Source organism: Candidatus Aramenus sp. CH1, assembly GCA_022678445.1.
Lineage (GTDB): Archaea > Thermoproteota > Thermoprotei_A > Sulfolobales > Sulfolobaceae > Aramenus.
Map to the genome: position 1 here is coordinate 84,545 of JALBWU010000001.1, position 21,055 is coordinate 105,599.

Annotated in this window: 23 protein-coding genes; 13 read left to right on the forward strand and 10 right to left on the reverse strand. The window is 50.8% G+C overall.

Annotation, left to right across the window (positions count from 1 at the left end; all coding sequences use genetic code 11):
• Positions 1–14: 14 nt before the first annotated feature.
• Positions 15–785, reverse strand: coding sequence for a winged helix-turn-helix transcriptional regulator (locus MPF33_00440; GenBank protein ID MCI2413713.1), 771 nt, complete (start codon positions 783–785; stop codon positions 15–17).
• Between the two features lie 135 nt (positions 786–920).
• Here MPF33_00440 and MPF33_00445 point away from each other — a divergent pair, with 135 nt between their 5' ends.
• From MPF33_00445 to MPF33_00455, 3 genes are read left to right on the forward strand one after another with little or no spacing between them, the layout of a single operon-like run.
• Positions 921–1,103 (forward strand): hypothetical protein, encoded by a 183-nt coding sequence (locus tag MPF33_00445; GenBank protein MCI2413714.1) that lies wholly within the window; start codon positions 921–923, stop codon positions 1,101–1,103.
• 35 nt (positions 1,104–1,138) lie between these two features.
• Positions 1,139–2,383, forward strand: coding sequence for a 3-isopropylmalate dehydratase large subunit (locus MPF33_00450; GenBank protein ID MCI2413715.1), 1,245 nt, complete (start codon positions 1,139–1,141; stop codon positions 2,381–2,383).
• Positions 2,380–2,859 (forward strand): 3-isopropylmalate dehydratase small subunit, encoded by a 480-nt coding sequence (locus MPF33_00455; protein MCI2413716.1) that lies wholly within the window; start codon positions 2,380–2,382, stop codon positions 2,857–2,859. Before MPF33_00450 ends, MPF33_00455 begins: the two co-directional genes overlap by 4 nt.
• Here the strand turns inward: MPF33_00455 and MPF33_00460 are convergent.
• Positions 2,854–3,636 carry a KaiC domain-containing protein gene (locus MPF33_00460; GenBank protein ID MCI2413717.1) on the reverse strand — a complete coding sequence of 261 codons (783 nt, stop codon included), beginning with the start codon at positions 3,634–3,636 and terminating at the stop codon, positions 2,854–2,856. The two genes, MPF33_00455 and MPF33_00460, sit on opposite strands and share 6 nt — an antisense overlap.
• A gap of 67 nt (positions 3,637–3,703) precedes the next feature.
• Here MPF33_00460 and MPF33_00465 point away from each other — a divergent pair, with 67 nt between their 5' ends.
• The 5 genes from MPF33_00465 to MPF33_00485 all read left to right on the forward strand — a co-directional run bounded on the left by MPF33_00465 (position 3,704) and on the right by MPF33_00485 (position 7,108).
• The gene (locus MPF33_00465) at positions 3,704–4,165 is read left to right on the forward strand and encodes a dual specificity protein phosphatase family protein (protein ID MCI2413718.1); all 462 of its coding nucleotides are present in this window, start codon (positions 3,704–3,706) and stop codon (positions 4,163–4,165) included.
• Positions 4,150–4,731 (forward strand): endonuclease V, encoded by a 582-nt coding sequence (locus MPF33_00470; GenBank protein MCI2413719.1) that lies wholly within the window; start codon positions 4,150–4,152, stop codon positions 4,729–4,731. Before MPF33_00465 ends, MPF33_00470 begins: the two co-directional genes overlap by 16 nt.
• A 24-nt stretch (positions 4,732–4,755) precedes the next feature.
• On the forward strand, positions 4,756–5,355 hold the full coding sequence (locus MPF33_00475; protein MCI2413720.1) for a cysteine hydrolase: 600 nt from the start codon (positions 4,756–4,758) through the stop codon (positions 5,353–5,355).
• A gap of 17 nt (positions 5,356–5,372) precedes the next feature.
• Positions 5,373–6,329, forward strand: a complete 957-nt coding sequence (locus MPF33_00480) for a DHHA1 domain-containing protein (protein MCI2413721.1) — start codon at positions 5,373–5,375, stop codon at positions 6,327–6,329.
• A 131-nt stretch (positions 6,330–6,460) separates the two neighbouring features.
• On the forward strand, positions 6,461–7,108 hold the full coding sequence (locus MPF33_00485) for a peroxiredoxin (protein MCI2413722.1): 648 nt from the start codon (positions 6,461–6,463) through the stop codon (positions 7,106–7,108).
• Positions 7,109–7,113: 5 nt separating this feature from the next.
• Here the strand turns inward: MPF33_00485 and MPF33_00490 are convergent, their stop codons facing one another.
• Positions 7,114–7,803 carry a metallophosphoesterase family protein gene (locus MPF33_00490; protein ID MCI2413723.1) on the reverse strand — a complete coding sequence of 230 codons (690 nt, stop codon included), beginning with the start codon at positions 7,801–7,803 and terminating at the stop codon, positions 7,114–7,116.
• A 32-nt stretch (positions 7,804–7,835) separates the two neighbouring features.
• On the opposite strand from MPF33_00490, the gene MPF33_00495 reads away from it, so the two are divergent.
• The 3 genes from MPF33_00495 to MPF33_00505 are packed head-to-tail and all read left to right on the forward strand — an operon-like array spanning position 7,836 to position 10,769.
• Positions 7,836–8,984 carry a DUF763 domain-containing protein gene (locus MPF33_00495; GenBank protein ID MCI2413724.1) on the forward strand — a complete coding sequence of 383 codons (1,149 nt, stop codon included), beginning with the start codon at positions 7,836–7,838 and terminating at the stop codon, positions 8,982–8,984.
• Positions 8,962–10,077 (forward strand): citrate synthase/methylcitrate synthase, encoded by a 1,116-nt coding sequence (locus tag MPF33_00500; protein MCI2413725.1) that lies wholly within the window; start codon positions 8,962–8,964, stop codon positions 10,075–10,077. Before MPF33_00495 ends, MPF33_00500 begins: the two co-directional genes overlap by 23 nt.
• Before the next feature lie 32 nt (positions 10,078–10,109).
• Positions 10,110–10,769: a DUF47 family protein gene (locus MPF33_00505; protein ID MCI2413726.1), complete on the forward strand. Its 660-nt coding sequence runs from the start codon at positions 10,110–10,112 to the stop codon at positions 10,767–10,769.
• On the opposite strand, the gene MPF33_00510 is transcribed toward MPF33_00505, so the two are convergent.
• Both MPF33_00510 and MPF33_00515 read right to left on the reverse strand, forming a co-directional pair.
• Positions 10,758–11,714, reverse strand: coding sequence for an inorganic phosphate transporter family protein (locus MPF33_00510; protein MCI2413727.1), 957 nt, complete (start codon positions 11,712–11,714; stop codon positions 10,758–10,760). The two genes, MPF33_00505 and MPF33_00510, sit on opposite strands and share 12 nt — an antisense overlap.
• Positions 11,715–11,918, reverse strand: a complete 204-nt coding sequence (locus MPF33_00515) for a ribbon-helix-helix domain-containing protein (protein MCI2413728.1) — start codon at positions 11,916–11,918, stop codon at positions 11,715–11,717.
• A gap of 166 nt (positions 11,919–12,084) precedes the next feature.
• Between MPF33_00515 and MPF33_00520 the strand changes: the two genes are divergently transcribed.
• Entirely contained in the window at positions 12,085–14,202 is a 2,118-nt protein-coding gene (locus MPF33_00520) for a DEAD/DEAH box helicase (protein ID MCI2413729.1), read from the forward strand.
• Between the two features lie 113 nt (positions 14,203–14,315).
• Here MPF33_00520 and MPF33_00525 read toward each other — a convergent pair whose 3' ends face one another.
• From MPF33_00525 to MPF33_00545, 5 genes are all read right to left on the reverse strand, one after another.
• Positions 14,316–15,890 carry an acyl-CoA carboxylase subunit beta gene (locus MPF33_00525; GenBank protein ID MCI2413730.1) on the reverse strand — a complete coding sequence of 525 codons (1,575 nt, stop codon included), beginning with the start codon at positions 15,888–15,890 and terminating at the stop codon, positions 14,316–14,318.
• Between the two features lie 78 nt (positions 15,891–15,968).
• Complete coding sequence (locus tag MPF33_00530; protein MCI2413731.1) at positions 15,969–16,472, reverse strand: biotin/lipoyl-binding protein; 504 nt, start codon at positions 16,470–16,472, stop codon at positions 15,969–15,971.
• Positions 16,472–18,004, reverse strand: a complete 1,533-nt coding sequence (locus MPF33_00535) for an acetyl-CoA carboxylase biotin carboxylase subunit (protein ID MCI2413732.1) — start codon at positions 18,002–18,004, stop codon at positions 16,472–16,474. The genes MPF33_00530 and MPF33_00535 overlap by 1 nt, the downstream gene beginning before the upstream one ends.
• Positions 18,005–18,171: 167 nt before the next feature.
• Entirely contained in the window at positions 18,172–19,806 is a 1,635-nt protein-coding gene (locus tag MPF33_00540) for an ABC transporter permease subunit (protein MCI2413733.1), read from the reverse strand.
• Positions 19,790–20,503, reverse strand: a complete 714-nt coding sequence (locus MPF33_00545) for an ABC transporter ATP-binding protein (GenBank protein ID MCI2413734.1) — start codon at positions 20,501–20,503, stop codon at positions 19,790–19,792. Before MPF33_00545 ends, MPF33_00540 begins: the two co-directional genes overlap by 17 nt.
• A 126-nt stretch (positions 20,504–20,629) precedes the next feature.
• On the opposite strand from MPF33_00545, the gene MPF33_00550 reads away from it, so the two are divergent.
• On the forward strand, positions 20,630–21,010 hold the full coding sequence (locus MPF33_00550) for a thioesterase family protein (GenBank protein MCI2413735.1): 381 nt from the start codon (positions 20,630–20,632) through the stop codon (positions 21,008–21,010).
• Positions 21,011–21,055: the final 45 nt, after the last annotated feature.

Genomic DNA, 21,055 nt, shown 5'->3' on the forward strand with positions numbered 1-21,055 from the left:
AAAAAGTTAACTCGTCACTCGGAGAACTCGTAACTGTAAGTTATCATAACGTCGGCGTCTGGGTCGAACTTCCTTACCTTGTCCACGTAAAGCTTGGTCTCCTCAAAGTCCTTAGCGATGCTCACGAAGATCCCGGCCTTATCGTCGCTTATCTCCCTGAACATCACCGGGGAAAGCACTTTCCTGGTAACCTCAACGCTTTTGGTGAATATCCCGAACATCACTATCCCTGCCTTTGCCACGTCCACTATGGGGACTAGCCTGAGTAACCCCTTGCTCTGCAAGTACCTTAAATGCCTCCTCACGGTCTTAGACGACACCTTCATCCTCTCAGCCAACTCTAGGCTGTCCATGGTGGGGTTCTCCTTCAGCATTGAGACCAACTTCACGTCAAAGGTGGAGGGCTTGTAGGGGAACTGGGTGGGCACGTAGACCATCTTGGACTCTCCAAGCTTCTCCTTCATCTTGGATATGGTGTCCTCGAGCTGTTGGAGCGAACTGCCCTCTATTTCGTAAACAGTCAGCTTCTCCAAGCAGGTGAACTTTGAGACGTACTCCCCTTCCCAAGAGTTCACGTTGCTGAAGGACACGTAGCCGTGGTACTTGCCGTAAAAGTTAGGGTTAACGTAAAGGGAGACCTTCTTTATAACTCCCTCGGAGATAAGCCTATCGATCCTGTAGTTGACGGCGGGAGGGGACAAGTTTAGTTCCTTGGCTATCCTTCTCTGGGAGGTGTTGTAGTCCCTTAATAGCATTAGTAAAATCTTCCTGTTTATTTCGTCCATAATTAACGGTATCTGTAGACCTAGATATATAGATTATCCCAGGAACTCTTAACAACTTTCCTCAATTTTTACAATCAGTATGTACCAATTACTGTGCAGTCTCCCTTATTAACAGTTTAAGACAATGACTTTGGCATGGCTAGGAGATATTGCCCAGTCTGTAAAAAGGTAGTCGAGGAGAAGCTCATAAAGGAAGGTAAGAGGGTGACTAAGGTCTGCCCGGAGTGCGGATATGTCTTCATCTCCTACGAGATAGGTAAAGGCGTAATAGAGTCAGGGGGAGGGAATAAGTTCGAGGAGAGAACTGTTCTTAAATAAAAGATTTATTTATTCACGTACCTCTTTCTTCTCTTATGCAAACACTAACCGAGAAAATCCTATCTAGGGCTGCAGGGAGGACCGTCTCCCCAGGGGACGTGGCGGAGATAAAGGTCGACATAGTGGGATTCCACGACTTAACGGGGTATCACGTAATAGAGGTAATGGAAAAGGCAGGCCTAGAGAAGGTGTTCGACAAGTCCAAGGTCGTAATAGCCTTTGACCACTTGGCCCCTCCTCCAGACCAGAGGAGCGCCGAGATCCAGGGTTACATAAGGAAGTTCGTCAGGAAGATGGGACTGCCCAACTTCCACGACACAAATTTCGGCATCCTGCACGAGGTGCTCATAGAGGACTACGCAAACCCCGGACAAGTAATAGTCGCAGCGGACAGCCACACGACTACCTCTGGTGCAGTAGGTGCCTTTGCCCAAGGCATGGGGGCAAGCGACATAGCTGCTGCGGTGATAACCGGGAAGACGTGGCTAATGGTTCCAGAGCCGTTCAAGGTCGTCTTAAAGGGAGAGCCGGCCAAGTGGATAAACGGAAAGGATGTGGCACTGAAGATATTGGGCGAGTTCAAAGCCGACTACTTTAACGGCATGTCCATAGAGGTTGAGGTCGAGAGGCCGAGGGCTTTCCCAATGGACTACAGAGCTACGGTGTCCAACATGGGCATAGAGATGAACGCCGACGCGTTGATGTTTGTGCCGGACGAGGAGACCGTAAACTACATAAAGACAATGAGGGACTACGAACCTCCTGTGGTTAGGCCAGACCAGGGGGCCAAGTACGTGGACACCTATACCATAGAGCTAGACAAGATGGAGCCTCTGGTGGCCGCACCCCACAGCGTAGACAACGTGAGGACTGCGAGGGAGGCAGAGGGAATAGAGGTCGACCAAGTTTACATAGGCTCCTGTACTAACGGGAGGTTAAGCGACTTTGAGGTCGCGGCTAAGATACTGAAGGGAAGGACAGTGAAGACTAGGTGCATTGCAATTCCAGCCTCTTATAAGATGTTCAAGCAGGCCATGGAGCTGGGCTACGTGGAGACCTTAGTAAACGCTGGATGTATCGTGACCTATGGAACTTGTGGGCCCTGCTTGGGAGGCCACTTCGGCGTTGCTGGACCCGGGGAGACAATAGTCTCGACGAGCTCGAGGAACTTCAAGGGGAGGATGGGGAGCGTGGACTCAAAGGTATACCTAGCGGGGCCCGCGGTAGCAGCTGCCACCGCGGCAACCGGGAAGATAACTGACCCGAGGGATCTAGAATGATAGTGGAAGGTCCAGTGATGAAGTTCGGGGACAAGATAGACACAGACATAATCATCCCGGCGCGCCACCTCAAGTACACCGACCCCCAGTACCTGGCACAGCACGCCATGGAGCCCATTGACCCGGAGTTCTACAAGAAGGCGTCTAAGGGCGTCATCCTCGTGGCGGGGAAGGTGTTTGGCATGGGGTCCTCAAGGGAGCAGGCAGCGATAGCCCTCAAGGCAGCGGGAGTAAAGGCTATAATTGCGGAGAGCTTCGCCAGGATATTCTACAGGAACTGCATAAACAACGGTCTACCAGTGATAGTCCTGCCGAACGCAAAGGAGCTAATAAACGAGGTAGACTACGTGAAGGTTAACGTGGAGACGGGGGAAATAGAGGTAAACGGAAAGGTGTACAAGGGTAAGGGGATAACCGGGATGGCCCTCGAGATCCTGAAGAAAGGCGGCATAATGAACTACATAAAGAGTCTATAGCTCTCCCTGTTTTTCCTTGCTCTTCTTTATCTTTTCCTTCACCTTCTCCGGAAGCGCGTAGTCCTCAACCCTTTCGTTTAGCCTCCCTAGGAGCACTATGCCCTTCCCTGGAACTATGTCTATCTCCCACACGTACTTGTCGTGGTTGGTCTGCCTCATCTTCTCAATGACTATGAATCTCCTGAGTCTACCGTCCTTGAGCGACCTCCTAAACCTCACTATGCCGTCTGCCACGTGCTCTACCCCAAAGCCGAAGGCCTCCGAAGTGGTTATGGCGTACTGGGACGTGGCAAGGATCGTGAACTTCCACTTGTAGAGCACCCTCTTCAAGTAGTAACTTATCTTCCTTGCCATGGCTGGCTTATCCAGGAATAGGGCGCTTAGCGAGTCTATTACTAGCCTGGCTGGCCTAGAAGTCCTGAGCTTCTGCTTTGCCTCAACTACCTTGTTCACTAGCTCCTCTGGCGTCAGCTCGAGCAGGGACCAAGGGTCTTCCTTCTCCTTCATGAGAGCATCTATGATGATGAGCCTCTTTTCCAAGTAGTTTTCGAAGTTCCAGTTGAACTGCTTCGCTTGGGCAATTATGGAGTCCCTGCTCTCCTCTGTAGTGACGTATATGCAGGGGTCTCCCTCCTTCAGCCCCTCGTTTATAAAGCTCTCCGCAAAGATTGTCTTCCCAGTGCCGGGCTCCCCCGTGAGGGCCACGAAGAATCCCTGCGGGATGCCTCCCTCGATGAGCTTGTCGAACTCTGATATACCAGTTGACAGCCTCTGCATAAGCTTAAAGTTCTCGTGAGAGTAAATAAAGGTAGATGAAGAACAGCGGATCTACTGAGGGATGAGGATGTACTGGGTGATAAAGAACGAGATTGGCGGATCTCACATACCTTACGCTTTAGATGAGCTAAAGGAGTGGAAGTCCCAGGGGGTTAAGAGGGTTCTCGTCCTACCAGAGGAGTGGGAGATAGAGGAGGTGTGGGGTAGCGCAGATTACTACTTCTCCCTGCTAAAGGAGATGGGCTTTGAGTACCTCCACGTACCAATTCCGGACAACTACCCTCCCACTGAAGAACAGATGGAGGAGATATACAAGTGGCTCAGCAAGGGAAGGGGGAACCTAGTCCACTGCGTCGGCGGTATCGGGAGGACGGGCACGGTGATCTCGGCGTACTTGATCTTAAAGCTCGGACTCGACGCCCAAGAGGCAGTTGAAGAGGTGAGGCGTTACCGCCCCAACGCAGTTCAGTCCCTACGGCAGTTCCAGTTCCTGCTTAGGCTGAGTGAGAGAAAGTGGACTACGTTGTAAACTTCTTAAGGCTCCTCCAACAGTTGATAGCGAAGAACGTGGCAATAGAACACTTTGGACTGGAAAACGCCAAGTCAATTTGCGGGGTGGACGTGGCGTACAAGGGAGAGGAGGGGGTCGCTGTAGCGGTGAGGTTTGACGGTAATAGCTACCAGCACAACGCCGTAAAGGGAAAGGTGGACTTCCCTTACATTCCCGGCTACCTCTTCATGCGCGAGGCGCCAATAATGCTGAAGGCACTCGAGGGGCTCTCCTGCGACCTCATTTTAGTGGATGGCCACGGCCTAGCCCACCCAAGGAAAAGCGGGATAGCTACGGTCATCGGCGTTCTCCTCGAGGCCCACACAATGGGGGTAGCAAAGTCGAAGTTGGTTGGGGACCTGGTGGAGGAGGGAGGGGTCCAGTACGTGGTGGTCAACGGAGAAAAGGTAGGCGTAAAGGCTGGCAAGTACTACTATAGCCCCGGCAACAGGACTGACCTGCAGGACGCCCTAGATCTCTCCAAGAGGGGCTACCCGGAAGTGCTGAGGGTAGCAGACAAGCTGTCCAAGGAGTTAAAGAGATAAAAACACGTGTTCGTATTACTTCTTATGGAGGTAAGAGTTCCACCCATACCCGAGGAGAAGGAAGTAGTACTAGACCCCAGGAAGACAGCCCTAGTGGTGGTAGACATGCAGAATGACTTCGTGAGGAAGGAGGGGAAGCTTTACGTACCAGAAGCTGAAAGGACTATCCCGGCGATAAGGGAACTGCTCAGAAAAGCTAGGGAGTCCTCGGCCCTCGTGGTCTACACCCAAGACTGGCACATGAAGGACGACCCCGAGTTCAAGATATGGGGAGAACACGCGTTAGCAGGTACTTGGGGGGCGGAGATAATCGACGAGCTCAAGCCGGAAAAGGACGACTTCCTGGTCAAGAAGTATAGGTATGATGCGTTCTTTGAGACCCCATTGGACTACGTACTCAGGGTAAAGAACGTGCAGAACGTGGTGGTAGTGGGGACGGTAGCTAACATCTGCGTCCTACACACTGCAGGTAGCGCTGCCCTAAGGTGGTACAACGTGGTTATGCCGAAGGACGGCATCTCCGCTTTGGACGCTTTTGACTACTACGCCACCTTAAGGCAGGTCACCTTCCTCTACAAGGGCAAGGTGACTTCGTCTTCTGGAATAAAGTTTAATAGTAGTTAGAGTGGCTTTTACTTAAAATGGACTTTTACGCGATAGTTCACAACGACTTTGACGGTACTGCCTCCGCAGCGGTGTACTCGAGGGCCGTGAACTCCTTACCAAAGAAGGTCTGGTTCACGGAACCCACCAAGTTACACAACCTTCTGGCGAAGCTAGAGCTAAGGGGAGTAAGCAACGTAATGATAGCAGACCTAGGGATAAACGCCTCCACTTTACCGTCAATAGTGGAGAGCTTGAAGAGGCTAGTGGGAGAAGGGGCTAAAGTGCAGTGGTTTGACCACCACGTGTGGAAGGAGGAATGGAAGAGCAAGCTAAAGGAAATTGGGGTAGAGGTATACCACGACACCTCAACTTGTGGGGCAGGGGTAGTACACAAGTACATGAATCCAAACGACGAGTTCTCGGCGAAGTTGGTCTCAGCGGACTGCTCAGTTGACATCTGGTTGCACGACGACCCCATGGGAGAGAAGCTTAGGAGGGTGGTAGAAGGGAACAGAGACTTCGCGTGGAAGGAGAAGCTAATACAGACCTTCTACAACGGCGTCCTCTGGAACGACGAGTTCCAGAAGATCTTGGAGGACAAGGTCGACGAGGAGTTGAGGGGGTACCAGAGGCTGAAGAAGTACTACAAGGTTATAGAAGTGGACGGGAAGAAGGTGGCGGTGGCGATAAGGTGGAAGGGTGCCCCTGACATAAGCTACGCTGGGCAATACATAATGACCAGGTCTGGAGCAGTGGTGTTTGCCTCGGCCAACGGCAAGGCAATATCCTTCAGGAGCAACCGCTACGAGGTGAGGAAGTTCGCGGTAAGGCTAGGGGGTGGAGGCCACCCGTTAGCTGCGGGGGCTGGACTTAAGTTACCCCTAATCTACAGAGTGCTCAGGAGGTTTGGCTGGGTCACCCCGGCACTTAACTGGGTGTCAAACGTGGTAAGTAACGTGATAAAGGAAGAGGGCTTCACGGAGTACAAGTGAGTCCTCTGGAGCGAGTACTCCCCTTTCTGTAAAACTATATGTTTCTCAACAAACTTAAAATACTTTACCCAACAGCGTTAAGGTGGAAACGTTTTAAATCCGCTTTAACTAGTAGTTTGTAGTGAGTCTAAATGGTGAAGGTATACCAGAAGTTCCCAGATGTGCAAGTCATCACAACTAAGGGACCTATTGACTTCTACAAGGACATATTTGGAAAGGGAAGGTGGCTGTTCCTGTTTGCACACCCAGCTGACTTCACGCCAGTATGTACTACCGAGTTCGTCGGCTTCAACAAGGTCTACGACGAGTTCGACAGGATGGGAGTCCAGCTAATGGGACTTAGCGTGGACAGCATCTACTCCCACATAGCTTGGCTCAACGACATTGAACAGAGGTATGGCGAAAGGATAAAGTTCCCCGTAATTGCCGACCCCGACAAGAAGCTGGCTAGGCTACTTGACTTAGTGGACGAGAGTTCCGGAGTAACTGTTAGGGGAGTGTTCATAGTTGACCCAACAGGGACAATAAGGTTCCTGGCGCAGTATCCAATCGAAGCTGGTAGAAAGATTGAGGAGATGGTAAGGATAACTAAGGCAGTCATGGTAGCCTACAAGGCTAAGGTGGCCACACCGGCAGACTGGGAGCCAGGCAAGGAAGTAGTGATAGGAGCACCTACTACCCTAGATGAGGCACAGTTCAGGATAAAGATGCCTAACGCTAAGGCGTGGTACCTAGTGTTTAAGAAGTACGAGGAACTGCCTCAAGATCAAAGAGTCTGATTTTTTCAATTTATTTTGTTTTTAGGTTTCTCCTCTCCGTCTACTTCTGTTTCGTCAATCCTTATTATCGTAAATTTCTTGTTGGCAGGTAACGCCACGTTGTAAACCTTTACTCCTCTGACCACCGCGTAAGTAACCTTGGCGTAGTGAGCGTGGCCGTGAACGGAGACGTGAGGGAGGCACTTAACCTCTTCCAACAAGTTGTAACCAAGACCAGGGTAGGCGAACCTCTTCTCCCCGTAGACCGTAGCGAAGGTGGTGGCGTAATGCGTGAGGAGGATCTTAAAACCACTGGAGGAACACAGTAACTCCTCGATCTTTTCCTTCCTCTTGATATAGAAGGACTCGTCGAAGCTCTTAAGCCTTTGGTAAAAGGTGGGCTTCTCTATTACCCCCTCGCTCCCGACCACGGTGATCCCTCCAAGCTCCACCTTCTGGTCCTCTAGCCATATCACTTCTGGGTACTTTTCCCTGAACTTCTCCCTGTACTCTACGAAGTCCTCGTTTCCAAAGGTAGCCACTACCTTGAACTTCTTTAGCGCGTTATACACTGGGTCGAAGTGGAGGTAGTTTCCCTTTTCCGTCAGGTCACCAGCTAGGAGGACTAGCTCTACCTCTGGGAGGTACCTGAATGCGACGAAGAAGTCATTTAGGTACCTAGGGGAATGAATGTCGGATATTGCGCCAATTAGCATAGTTTAATAGTACTACATTGGGATTAATAACTATGGAAATTGAGGGTATAGCTGACTTACCTCTACACACTGGGAAGGTTCCGGAGTGGCTAGTGCCAATAATGAGGAGGTTGGCAAAGGCAATAATAGACGTCATGGTGGTGGAGTGGGGCCCAGAGAAAGTACTGGAGAGGCTCTCGAACCCGCTCTGGTTCCAGGGATTCAACAACGCCATAGCGATGGACTGGGACTCCTCAGGCTCTACGACCGTAACGATGGGCATCCTAAAGGACGTAGTGGATCCCAGGGAAGAGGGTTTCGCAGTGCTTGGAGGGAAGGGGAGCAACGCCCTTAAAGTGCCCGAGGAGGCGGTAGCCCTGTCCAAGGTATACGACGTAGACCCTGAGGAGATAGCCAGGATGAGCAGGCTTATCGCCAAGGTAGACACGACCTTGATCCAGGACGGCCACCAGCTCTACCACCACTCCTTAGCCGTGACAGAGAGGGGTTACTGGATTGTGATCCAGCAGGGCATGAACTTGGAGACGAGGTTTGCCAGGAGGTACCACTGGAAGAAGACTGAGAACTTCACCTCTTCCCCCCACGAGGCAATCTCCGGGACAAAGGGAATAGCTGTAAACGTAGTTGAGAAGGAAAAGGCGAGCACTAGGAAACTAGTGCTTGACCTCCTTAGGGAGAACCCGAAGCGCTTAGTAGAGGACTACTTGAGAGCGTTCTCGGCGTTGAGGGGACAGTCCACCTTGGACGCGTGGACAAAGGGGGGTACGATGGCGGCAATCTCTAGGGAGGCAAAGTTAATATACATGAAGCCAGTCGACGTGAAAAGGGTTAGGCAAGTGCTCGAAAACGTCTACAGCCAACAGCCAGACAGCCTAGAGGAGGCCCTGCTACAGGGAGTAGGGCCCTCGACCGCTAGGGCCCTCTACTTGATCGCCGACCTAATCTACAGGGAACCTCCTTCCTATAACGACCCGGTTACCACCCCCTACGATCCCTTCAAGTACGCGTTCGCCATAGGCGGAAAGGACGGAATCCCTTACCCCGTCAACGTAAAGGTTGCAGAGGAGGTCATAACGACGCTGGAGGACTTCGTCAACAGGGCGAGACTGGATAAAAAAGATAAAAGCCTATCTTTGAATAAAATAAGGGAAATTAAGCTTGGAGTTAAGGAAAGGACTTGAGGACATAGCAGTAAAGGAGACCAGCATAACCTACATTGACGGCGAACTGGGGAGGCTTTACTACAGGGGGTACTCCATTTTCGACTTGGCGGAGTTCTCCAACTTCGAGGAGACCGCCTACCTAATATGGTACGGAAAGCTTCCTAACAGGGAAGAGCTCGGGGAAATAAGGGAGAAGCTCGCCTCCAAGAGGGAGCTACCTCCTTCTGTGACGAAGTACCTCATGGAGATAAAAAAGGACAGCAACCCCATGGACGTCCTCAGGACGGCGGTAAGCATGTTAGGCGTGGATGACACCGATAGCTCGAGCATCATGGAGAAGTCCATATCTATAGCCTCAAAGATACCGACTATCATAGCCTATTTCTTGAGGTTGAGGCGGGGTAAAGACATTGTCCACCCTGACGAGTCCCTCTCACACGCCGAAAACTTCTACTACATGGTGAACGGAAAGAGGCCCAGCGATCTGGAGAGCAAGACCATGAACGTAGCACTCATCCTGCACATGGACCACGAGATGAACGCCTCCACCTTCGCGTGTCTCGTTGTGGCCTCCACCTTGTCCGACATATACTCGTCTGTTGTAGCTGGGATTTCGGCGCTCAAGGGTCCCCTCCACGGCGGGGCAAATAGCGAGGCACTAAAACAGTTCATGGAGATAGGCGACAAGGAGAAGGCCGAGGAGTACGTCCTCAGCAAGCTGGCAAAGGGTGAGAGGCTGATGGGCTTCGGCCACAGGATCTACAAGACCTACGACCCGAGGGCAAAGATACTGAAGGGGTACGCTGAAGGCGTAACCAAGGAAAAGGGGATCTACAACTTGTACGAAGTGGCCCAGAAGGTCGAAGAAGTAGGCGTTAAGTATTTGGGGAGCAAGGGGATATACCCAAACGTTGACTTCTACTCTGGCCTAGTGTTCTACTCCCTAGGCTTTGACGCTGACATGTTCCCCACGGTATTTGCCTCAGCTAGGGTCGTGGGATGGACGGCCCACGTAATAGAGTACCTCAAGAACAACAGGCTAATTAGGCCAAAGGCTATCTACGTTGGCGAGATAGGCAGGAAGTACGTCCCAATAGACGATAGGCAATGAGCTTTTAATAATGGATGAACGATAGATTTCTTGTGATCAAACTAACCCTAAATAAAGAACAAATACTGTTCTCCAAGGTACTGCAGATAGCGGAGAACATAAAAGACGGGACCAACAGGCTGACCTCGCTTTACGAGAACGTATTCCGCAGGAACTACAACGATGCCCTAGCTGAAATGGTTAGGATCAAGGGGGTCTACGAGAGGATAGCCCTCATTAGGGAAGAGGTGGTCTCCATGATCTACGGTGAGGCCTTCCTGCCGGACTTCAAGGAGTCCATGATGATGTTGACCCAGTCCCTTTACGAGACCATGAAGGCAATAAAGGACTCCGGAAGGGCAATATCGTCCAGGAGGCCTGACGAGAAGCTCTGCTCTGCCCTCCAAAGCAACATAATGATCTACCTCTCCACGATAAACGACGCGTCCGAAAAGCTCGTCACCATGATCTCGTTGCTCCAGAAGGACGTGGGAGAGGCAGTAAAAATAGGGAAGGAGATACAGCTATTGGAAAGGAACGGGGACGACATAAAGGACGCATTGATACAGAGGTTATACGAGATAGAGAAGGACAGCGATATAATCAGCATCCTACAGATGAAGGACGTGATAATATTCCTCGACGACATCTTGGACAGCATGGAGGAGAGCTCCTTGTCTATAGAGACCTTGTACGCAACGCTAAAGGCCTAGTATACTTTTTATGACCCCAAAGGCTGCTAATGAAGCTATGATGGCGATAAAGGGGGAAGTCCCCCACCCCTTAGCCACTTGCTTTAACTGCCTCCTCACGTCGTAGCCGAAGCTCCTAAAGCTGAGGCCTATTATCCCTCCCATGGTGGTCTGAGTTATGGATATGGGCACGCCGAGGACGGTGAATACCTCGGATATAACGTCGCTTCCAAGCAGGGCTGAGGTAGCGCTAACGTAGCCCAGCTTTGTCACTCTGAACCCCACGACTATAGATGCCTTTTTGGAGCTGAAGTATATGCCCAGAGCCGCCGCAAGGGCGTAAAGTGGAGCTACCACGTAGTATGGAAATGCAACTAACCCTGCAGAGACTATGATGCCTATGGCGTTTGCCCCCGTCACAAAGGAGGTGAACACTGACGAGAAGATTATGAGAACCTTGTATATCCTCATCTCCCTCAGTAGGTTCTTCTCCTTTCTCACTATCCTGCTTAGGGTGAAGTACATGGCCAGGGAAAACGCTATGGCAAGGAGGGGTGAGAAGCCCCAGGAAACCACGGTAAACCAGAACTTGAACCAGTTGAAGTTCAGATCCCTAGACACCAGTACAATAACTGCCAGAGAAGGGTATATCATTTGGCTTAGGGAAGAGGGGATACCAGCCTTGTTTAAGTAGTAGAAGGCTACTATTGACGCAAAGAGGGCTGAGAAGACTGTTATCTCCCCCAACAGCTCAGGCCCTCCAATCTCGCCGTAAATTGAGGACGCCATAGTGTAGCTGCCAACGGCAGTACCCAAGAAGATGCTCACGGCGCTGATTAGGTAGGAGTACTTCCTCTTCAGTGCATTAGTGGACACCAGTATACCTAGTGCCGTTGCGGAGTTGTTGCCCCCGACAATGAAGGACGAGATTAGTCCTACGACGAATATAAGGAGGCTAATGAACATTTACCTTGTACCTTTTGAGTCTAGGTATCTTATGTACTCGTAGATTGCGTCCCTGATTAGGTCGCTCCTGTTTTGGTAGCCCAACTCTTTCACTAGGCTATCTATCTTTTCTAAAAGCTCTTCCTCTAACTTGAAGGATATTGTTACGGTTTGACTTATGTCCAGTTCAATAATACCGCCGGGCAACTTCTTTACGGCGTCCATCTGCTCATCATAGTATATGCCTCCCTATATTAGATAAACTTTTTGTAGAACGTGTTACCGTACTTTCAAACCTAGCTACCCGTGAGCTCGCGTGGTGAGTCAACAGAAGTTCAGTCTCTCTTGCTAGGCAATTTCGCTTTTTAATTGGGCTAACTAAAAAGCATTTGTGGAGTTTCTGCCCGTTGACCAGCTTAACGTAGACCAGAGGGTAATTGAGGTAATCAAGTCCAGGGGGATAACTAAGCTAAACCCTGTCCAGTCAGAGGCAGTTAGGAGTGGGCTCTTAGAGGGAAGGAGGCTCCTCGTGACGACCCCCACGGGCTCCGGTAAGACGCTGATAGCGGAGCTCGGGATGATAAGCAGGATCTTGGACGAGGGAGGAAAGGCCGTATACGTGACTCCCTTGAGGGCCCTTACCTCGGAGAAGTTTGCGACGCTCAAGCACTGGGAGAGATTGGGCTTGAAGGTGGAGATGTCCTCTGGCGACTATGACACAGACGACGAGTGGTTAAGGGACTACGACGTCATCGTGACCACCTACGAGAAGTTGGACTCGCTTTGGAGGCATAGGCCCAGTTGGTTAAAGGAGGTCACCTATTACGTCCTGGACGAACTACACTACCTCAACGACTCCGAGAGGGGGCCGGTCGTGGAGAGCGTCGCAGTTAGGGCAAAGAAGAGGAACCTACTGGCCTTGAGCGCTACGGTGAGCAACTACAAGGAAATAGCGTCGTGGCTCAACGCCGAGCCCATAGCTACCAACTGGAGGCCCGTCCCCTTAAAGGAGGGGATAATCCTGGAGGACAAGAAGGGGTGCACAGTTATCTTCCAAGACAACACTGTGCTCACTTTGAGGGGGAACGACGCCATAACCTCCTATACCCTTCACGTAGTTAAGAACGGGGGACAAGTGTTGGTGTTCAGGAACTCTAGGAAGACCGCTGAGACCACGGCTAAGAAGCTAGCAGTTGCCATGGAGGAAGTGGACCTCAACGATAAGGAGCTCCTGGAGGTCTCAAGGAGGTTTAAGGAGGTCGAGGACGGCGGAGAAGGTGAGAGGGAACTGCTGAGCGAACTGGCGCTGAGGGGAGTTGCGTTTCACCACGCTGGTCTGTCCAAGGGACTAAGGGACGTGATAGAGGCCTCTTTCAGGGAGAGGAAGCTGAAGGTCATCGTAGCCACCCCTACCCTGGCAGCTGGAGTTAACTTGCCCGCTAGGGTCGTCATAGTGGGGGACATCTACCGTTTTAACAGGAAGCTGATTGGCTACAAAGAGGAGATATCTGTGATGGAGTACAAGCAGATGAGCGGGAGGGCGGGGAGACCGGGGTTCGACGACTACGGCGAGTCGCTCATAGTCGTGAGGGACAGGAAGAACGTAGAGAGGGTAATGAAGAAGTACGTACTTTCAGACCCAGAGCCCATAGAGTCTAAGCTGGGCAACGAGTCCTCCTTCTACAAGTTCGTTCTCGGGATCCTGGCCAGCGAGGGGGCCTTAAGCGAAGAGGAGCTGATGGACTTCGTAGACCAGACGCTCTTGGACAAGGAGATAGCGAGGAGCTACTTCCAATCGGGCGTCAAGTGGCTCAAGGAGAACGGCTTCATAGAGGGTGAGGACAAGCTGAGGTTGACCACCTTTGGTAGGAGGGTCTCAGACCTCTACGTCAACCCGTTCACCGCTAAGATTGTGAGGGACTACTTAAGCGGGTCGGAGGTCGGCTGTAACTTGGCTTACCTCCACCTCTTGGCCTACACTCCAGATGGCCCCTCAATGGGTGTCTCAAAGAGCGAGAAGGACAGGCTATTGGACGAAGTGTATTGTCCCCTATTCGTGGACGAGCCAGAGGACAACGACGAGTTCTACAACTACTTGTCTGCCATTAAGGTGGCGTTGATAATGAGCGATTGGATTGACGAAGTGGACGAGGACGTCATACTTCAACGCTACCAGATAGGCTCTGGAGACTTGAGGAACTTAGTAGAGACCATGGACTGGTTGAGCTACAGCGGTTACCACATCGCCAAGGTCATAGGCAGGGAAGACCACTACGACAATCTATTGACCTTAAACAAGAGAGTGAAGGACGGGATCAAGGAGGAGCTAATACCCCTAGTGCAGATACCCGGCGTGGGTAGGAAGAGGGCTAGGCTCCTTTACAGCAACGGCATAAAGAGACCAGAAGACGTGGTCATGAACGTGGAGAAAGTAAAGGGGTTATTGGGACAGAAGATTGGTGAGAAGGTTGCAAAGGAGGCTGCAAGAATTATTGCTGGAGTACGTTAACGGAAAAAGGGAGTTTGAAGGAGATCAGGAGACCTTGGAGAAGTTAAGGAAGGTTTTGCTGGCCCTAGGAGTAAAGAGTGAAATAAGGGGTAAAAAACTGGTCGTTTTGTAGTTTAAAGCGGGATGTTCCCGTGCTTCTTCGGCGGTCTGTACTCCCTCTTGTTCTTCAGCATGCTTAACGCGTTTACTATTACTCTCCTGGTGTCCTTTGGCTCAATCACGTCGTCTATTATTCCCTTCTCTGCTGCCCAGTAGGGGTTGGCAAACAGCCTTCTGTACTCCTCGATCTTCTGCTTTATTAACTCGTCTGAGTTGGGGGAGTTCTGGATCTCCCTCCTGTACAAGATCCTCACTGCTCCCTCTGGTCCCGTTACAGCGATTTCCGCTGTAGGCCACGCGTACACTAGGTCTGCTCCCAAGCTCTTGATGCTCATAGCTATGTGGGCTCCACCGTAGGACTTCCTCACTATTACCGTGACCTTTGGCACTGTTGCTTCCGCAAAGGCGTACAACATCTTTGCCCCGTGCCTTATTATCCCCTTGTACTCCTGCTCCGTCCCGGGCACGTAGCCTGGAGTGTCCACGATGCTAATTAGCGGTATGTTGAAGGCGTCGCAGAACCTGATGAACCTTGCAGCCTTGTCTGCGGCATCCACGTCAATAGACCCTCCGAGCACGTTGGAGTTGTTGGCCACAATACCTACGACGTTCCCGGCTATCCTTGCAAAGCCCACAACTATGTTCTGGGCCCAGTGCTTGTGCACTTCCAGGAACTCGCCGTTGTCCACTATCCTGTAGATGATCTCCTTCATGTCAAAGGGTTTGGCTGAGTCCGTCGGCATTACCTGTTCTACGCCACTGACGTCCCTGTCGGCTGGGTCTCCCGTGTCCATGTATGGAGGCTCCTCCATGTTGTTGGAGGGCAAGTATGAAAGGAGCCTCTTTGTTATCTGTAATGCCTCCTGCTCGCTTTCTGCGAGGAAGTGCACCACGCCGGACTTAGTAGCGTGAACGACTGCGCCTCCTAGGTCTTGGAACGTCACTTCCTCTCCTAGGACTACCTTAGTTATCTCAGGCCCCGTCACAAACATGTAGTACGCGTCTCCCTTGATCATGATTATGAAGTCAGTAAGCGCAGGAGAGTACACAGCTCCTCCTGCAGCTGGACCGGCCATGATGGTTATCTGCGGTATGACGCCAGAGGCCCATACGTTGTACTTGAACACAAGACCGTAGCCCTCAAGCGCCACAGCTCCCTCCTGGATCCTGGCGCCGCCCGAGTCGTTAATGCCAACCACTGGAGCCCCTACCTTCAACGCGAGTTCGTAAACCTTACCTATCTTCGCTGCGTGTGTCTCTCCCAGCGTCCCTCCTATAGACGTAAAGTCTTGGGCGTAGGCGAACACGGTTCTTCCTTCTACTTTTCCCCAGCCCGTCACTACTCCGTCTCCGTAGACCCTGTTCTTGTCAAGGCCGAACTCCGTTGCCTTAGTAGTGGCAAAGGTCATAACTTCGTTAAAAGACCCCTCGTCGAAAAGCAGGGCCAGCCTCTCCCTAGCGGTCAGCTTCCCTTTCTGGTGTTGCGCCTTGATCCTCTCCTCTCCTCCACCTTGGTATGCCTTTGCCTTAAGTTCCCTTAACTGTTCCACTAACTTGTCAAGACCACTTTTTTCAGACGAGACTGCCATTTTTACCTCACCCTTTACATTCCATACGGGGAATATATACTTTTACTACTTAAACATTAGGAAAAATTTAATTGACTTTCACTTAATTATCAGGAGCACGTCTCCCTTCTTGACTCCTTGTCCTTGCTTTACAAGGATTTTCCCCACTATCCCCGCTACTGGGGCTGAAATGATGGTCTCGGACTTCATTGCCTCAATGGCCAGTAGCGGCTGTCCCTTGTTCACTGCGTCACCTTCCTTGACCCTTATCGTGACTACCCTGCCTTGTAATGGAGATATCACTTCGCCTTCTCTGCCCTTGATCAACTCCTCTATCGACTCGCCCTCTTTTGTGGGCAACTCTGTTAGCCTCTCTAGCCTTAGGACGCTCGCGTCGTCCACTAGAACGTAGCCATTGTCCACATAAACCCTGTGGACTGCCCCGTTGACCTTAAACAAGTACTCGTTCTCCCTCGTTCCCTTGCCTAGGTACTCTATTGTGAACTCATTTGTCTCTGTCTTTACAACGCTCTTATCTCCCTTTGAGTCTACGGCAAGCAAGTATGTGTCTCCTGTATCTAGGTAAGCCCTATACAGCTTCATTACCACATCACCCTAGGAGAAGCTTGGGACATAATACCATATGTCTTCCACGCTGAGTTACTAGTCTTATTGGAAGAGGTCTGTACAGTGGAGGAAGACCTCATTAGTCCCCTTGCCTGTAGCTCAGCAGCTAACGCTACCCTCATCTCTTCCTGCTGCTTCAAATACTTCAAGAAGGCCTCCCTTTTCTGCGCTATGTAGGAAGTGGAGAACTTGCCCTCCTGGAAGTCGGGTTCTTGCATAATCCACTTGTAGAGCTCTATGGTGGTCTTCACTCCTCCTATCTTGTAGTCGTTTAGGGCCCTAAGTCCTGCCTGGATAGCATACACCCTGCTCTCGCCGTAGACTATTAACTTAGAGATTAAGGAGTCGTAGAACGGAGGTACGTAGCTGCCAGTTGTAACTCCGCTGTCAACCCTCACTCCGGGCCCAGTGGGTTCCTTGTAATAAGTGATGAATCCAGAGCTACCTGAGAAATCGTTTAGTGGATCCTCAGCGTTTATCCTAAACTCTATCGCTGTCCCTCTAACTCTCTTGTTAAGCTCCTCTTGGGTGAAGGGTAAGGGCTCGCCAGCTGCGAGTCTAATCTGCAATTTAACTAGGTCTACCCTAAATATCATCTCTGTGACAGGGTGCTCCACTTGGAGCCTCTTGTTGAGTTCCAAGAAGTAGAACTCCCTGGTGGCGTCGGAGAAGGCCGTCTCAAAGGTGCCCAAAGTGAAGTAGTTGATTATCTTCCCGAACTTCATTATTGGCTCAAACATCGACTCCCTTTCTTCCATCTTAAGCGCGGGAGAAGGCGCCTCCTCGATCAGCTTCTGATTCCTCCTCTGGATAGTACACTCCCTTTCCCACGCGACTACGTAATTGCCGAACTTGTCACCGATTAGCTGAAACTCTATGTGCCTTGGGTTCACAGCGTACTTCTCAATATATAGATCAGACTTCCCGAACGCTTGCGATGCCAACCTCTTGTTCCTCTCCCACACATCCATCAGTTGGTCTGGGGTGTCAACCCTGGTTATACCTACACCTCCACCTCCGGAGGCAGCTTTCACCATAATGGGGTAGCCTATCTTCTCGGCCAGCTTCAACGCTTCTTCAATGGAGCTCACTGGCCCATCGGAGCCAGGCGCAATGGGCACGCCCGCCATCCTAGCTACCCTCTTCCCATCCAGCTTATCCTTGATCTTTCTCATAACCTCTGCGGACGGCCCGATAAACGTCATCCCGGCCTTCTCCACTGCCTCTGCGAACTCCGCGTTCTCGGAGAGGAAACCGTAGCCTGGATGCACTGCATCAGCATGTGCCTTCTCTGCAGCGTCAATGATGTGTTGTATGTTCAAGTAGCTGTCCAGTGCAGGTGCCTTGCCTATGTAGTAGGCCTCGTCGGCGTACTTGACGTGAACTGCGTACTTGTCCGCCTCCGAGTACACAGCTATAGCTATCATCCCCATTTCCTTAATTGCCTTCATTACCCTTACTGCTATTTCTCCCCTATTCGCGACTAAAACTCTATTAAACGGAGGCATAACGTCTCATATATATACAACTTTAACAGTTTAAAAAGTTTTTATCTAACAATTTTTAGACATGAAAATCAAAAAATCAGTGTTCGTGTTTCTCCTCACTGTTCAGTTCCCGGATTCCACATCATTCGAGTGGATAAGGAAAAGAGAAACTAAATTTTTTGCGAAAATTAGGCCGAGTAAATTCCTTCTTCCACTACGTACTTCTTCCTAGCTAGGTCCATTAGCTTCCTGGTGAACAGGATAGAATAGACTACGACGATTAAGGCGAACATTAGGGAGAGCCAGCCCACGAGGGCGAGTTGTCCGTTGGCGTCAGCTAAAGCCAACTCCCTCATGAGCCCAGTCCTCACTTCAAGGTTATAGTTATTATATATGTCTGGCCAGTACTCCCCAATTGCCAGCCCTCCCCACGCGCTGTTGACAGTGCTGGAGAGCCCGGCGACTATATAGGGAAAAGCAGAGGGTATGACTACTTTGGTCATCCTTTGCCAGAAGGATAGCTTCAGGTTGTCCATCAGCTCCCAGTACTCGTACGGTATGTTCTTTACCCCTAGCCAATAGCTGTAGAAAACGTAGTAAAACGTAGAGAGGAAGCCCAGTAGCAGAACGTAGAACTCGTTAGTATAGCCATGGAGCAGGTTGGAGACTGCGGGGTAGGATGCCCCGTAAAGTAACGGAAAATAGGCTGGGGCAGGAAAGGATGCTATGGACTGGACTAAAGGTATTGTTATCCTCTCAGCCAGGCGACTTCTGACCAGCGCGTAACCAGAAAATATCGAGATAACCAGAGACGCCAACGCTATGGCAGCCACCCTCAAGTAGTCCACTCCTATCTCCAGTAAGTCTTGCGGAAGGGTCGAGAATAGGTAAGCCCAAGTGGAGGGGGTTACGTTCCTTACAACCAGAAACGCCGAATACGCCATTGCAAACAAGAGGAGGATTCCAATGCCTGCTCCGAGTTTTCCCCAAGGGAATCTCCTCCTTTTCTCGTCATTCTCGATTACATCCCTAGGCCTCCTAGCTATTGGCCTATTGACGTACTTGGCCAGCTTTACCAAGGGAGCCTTAGCGCTGCTGAGCCTGGAGGAGTACCTTATCCTAAACCTCCCCCTCTTGAGGGCTAAGTTCGTGGCCTCTGTGTCTAGGCCGTACTTGTTGACGGAATATGCGGCAAACTCCCTGAGTAAAAGCGTTAGCGTAGTGGTGAACACTGCGAGGACTCCTAGCGCCACTAAGGCATCGCCGTAGTCTTCCTCGGCCACGTAATTAGAGATTAAGGTCCCTATACCGAACACTTGGTAGGTGTGGACACCGACGCTGAAGACCTCGCTGACGGTTATGTAAAACAAGGCGTCGGCGAAGCTTGGGATCAAGTTGGCAGCTATCCTAGGGACTGAAAAGGGGATATAGAGCTTTGACATCTTTCCTAGGAAACCTAGCTTATAGTTCTCCACTGTCTCAACCAGGTGTTCTGGCACAGTCTTAAATGCCTGATAGATCCCCATCCAAATGTTCCAAACTACTGCTGTGAACACTAAGAAGATTACTGCGAGCTCAACTCCTAGCCCTCCGCCGATCTCGTAGACGAAGAATATTAAGACCACTGGGAAGAATGTGATTACCGGTACTGACTCGAGCACTTCTGACAGGGAAACATAGATGTTCTCAAAGATCCTGTTCTTTATTGCAGCGTAACCTAAAAGCCAACCTGTAACCACTGACAGCGCCAAAGTAATAGAGACTCTACCTAAGGTAACCAAAGTTGCCAATATAGCGGAGAACAAGTCAATCGTTTTTCCCATTCCCCCTTATCTTCTTAGGTATGGGAGTAAGTAGCTTGTAGAGCTCGTCTAGGTATCGTTGAAACTCTTCTGACTTCGGATTCCTAGGCCTCTCCAGCTCCACCTTTATCTCTCCTACCACGCTCGCTGGTCTGTTGTTGAGCACAAATATCCTGTCCGAGAGTTCCAAAACCTCTGTGAGGTTATGGGAAACGAGTACTGCTGACCGCAAGGAGGTCTCCTCATTGAAGATCATGTTATGCACCTCGTGCCTCAACCCCTCTGCGGTCAGCTCGTCTAGGTGAGAGAAGGGCTCGTCCATGAGGAGAACAAAGGGGTCTGCTGCCAGTGCCCTAGCTATGGCCACCCTCTGCCTCATCCCGCCGCTCATCTGCTTTGGATAGAAGTTCTCGAACCCTTGTAACCCGACTACCTCTAACATTTTTCTCGCTATTTTGTCCTCCTCTTCCTTGCTCAGTTTCTTGTACTTCAGCCCCAGCTTCACGTTATCTAGGGCAGTGAGCCAGGGAAAAGTAGCTATAGACTGGTGAATCAAGGCAATCTTGGGGGTGGGAGAGGTGACCTTTTTGCCCATGAGCCTTACTTCCCCAGAGGTGGGCTTTATGAACCCACCGAGAATCCTGAGAAGGGTGGACTTACCTATACCAGAAGGGCCCACAATTGACACGAGTTCGCCATCGCCGGTGAAGACGTTGATGTCCTTGAAGACCTCATAACCGTTGGGATAAGTGTAAGACAAGTTAATGCCTTCTAGGATTCTTCCATCTGTATTCCCCAGTGACGCTTAGATTAATTTCTTAAAAGCTTTTCCTAAATTAATAGTATGACAGAATCCCTGGAGAAAACATTCACGGTAAAACCAGAACACGCCGCGAGCAGGATCTCGTCCGGGGCAGTGGACGTATTGTCGACGCCTATGATGATAGCATATATGGAGGACGTCTCCTTTAACTTAGCCAAGAGGTTTACTAAGGAGGGCGAGACCACCGTGGGCATACATGTGGACGTAAGGCACCTCCACCCAACGCCAATAAACAGCGAGGTAAAGGTTAGATCTACCTTGGTGAAGGTGGAAGGTAAGAGGCTCGTGTTCAAGGTAGAGGCGTACTGGAAGGACGTGCTAATAGGGGAAGGCATACACGAGAGGTACGTAGTTAACGAGGAGGAGTTTATGAGGAAGCTAGCGGAGAAAATGAAGGCATAGTCTTTTCGCGTTGACGTTCAACTGACCTACTCCCCTCCCTGCGAG

Coding starts and splice junctions, on each gene's coding strand:
- MPF33_00440 (MCI2413713.1), bottom strand. CDS start 785: ATGGACGAAATAAACAGGAAGATTTTACTAATGCTATTAAGGGACTAC.
- MPF33_00445 (MCI2413714.1), top strand. CDS start 921: ATGGCTAGGAGATATTGCCCAGTCTGTAAAAAGGTAGTCGAGGAGAAG.
- MPF33_00450 (MCI2413715.1), top strand. CDS start 1,139: ATGCAAACACTAACCGAGAAAATCCTATCTAGGGCTGCAGGGAGGACC.
- MPF33_00455 (MCI2413716.1), top strand. CDS start 2,380: ATGATAGTGGAAGGTCCAGTGATGAAGTTCGGGGACAAGATAGACACA.
- MPF33_00460 (MCI2413717.1), bottom strand. CDS start 3,636: ATGCAGAGGCTGTCAACTGGTATATCAGAGTTCGACAAGCTCATCGAG.
- MPF33_00465 (MCI2413718.1), top strand. CDS start 3,704: ATGTACTGGGTGATAAAGAACGAGATTGGCGGATCTCACATACCTTAC.
- MPF33_00475 (MCI2413720.1), top strand. CDS start 4,756: ATGGAGGTAAGAGTTCCACCCATACCCGAGGAGAAGGAAGTAGTACTA.
- MPF33_00480 (MCI2413721.1), top strand. CDS start 5,373: ATGGACTTTTACGCGATAGTTCACAACGACTTTGACGGTACTGCCTCC.
- MPF33_00485 (MCI2413722.1), top strand. CDS start 6,461: ATGGTGAAGGTATACCAGAAGTTCCCAGATGTGCAAGTCATCACAACT.
- MPF33_00490 (MCI2413723.1), bottom strand. CDS start 7,803: ATGCTAATTGGCGCAATATCCGACATTCATTCCCCTAGGTACCTAAAT.
- MPF33_00495 (MCI2413724.1), top strand. CDS start 7,836: ATGGAAATTGAGGGTATAGCTGACTTACCTCTACACACTGGGAAGGTT.
- MPF33_00510 (MCI2413727.1), bottom strand. CDS start 11,714: ATGTTCATTAGCCTCCTTATATTCGTCGTAGGACTAATCTCGTCCTTC.
- MPF33_00515 (MCI2413728.1), bottom strand. CDS start 11,918: ATGGACGCCGTAAAGAAGTTGCCCGGCGGTATTATTGAACTGGACATA.
- MPF33_00525 (MCI2413730.1), bottom strand. CDS start 15,890: ATGGCAGTCTCGTCTGAAAAAAGTGGTCTTGACAAGTTAGTGGAACAG.
- MPF33_00530 (MCI2413731.1), bottom strand. CDS start 16,472: ATGAAGCTGTATAGGGCTTACCTAGATACAGGAGACACATACTTGCTT.
- MPF33_00535 (MCI2413732.1), bottom strand. CDS start 18,004: ATGCCTCCGTTTAATAGAGTTTTAGTCGCGAATAGGGGAGAAATAGCA.
- MPF33_00540 (MCI2413733.1), bottom strand. CDS start 19,806: ATGGGAAAAACGATTGACTTGTTCTCCGCTATATTGGCAACTTTGGTT.
- MPF33_00550 (MCI2413735.1), top strand. CDS start 20,630: ATGACAGAATCCCTGGAGAAAACATTCACGGTAAAACCAGAACACGCC.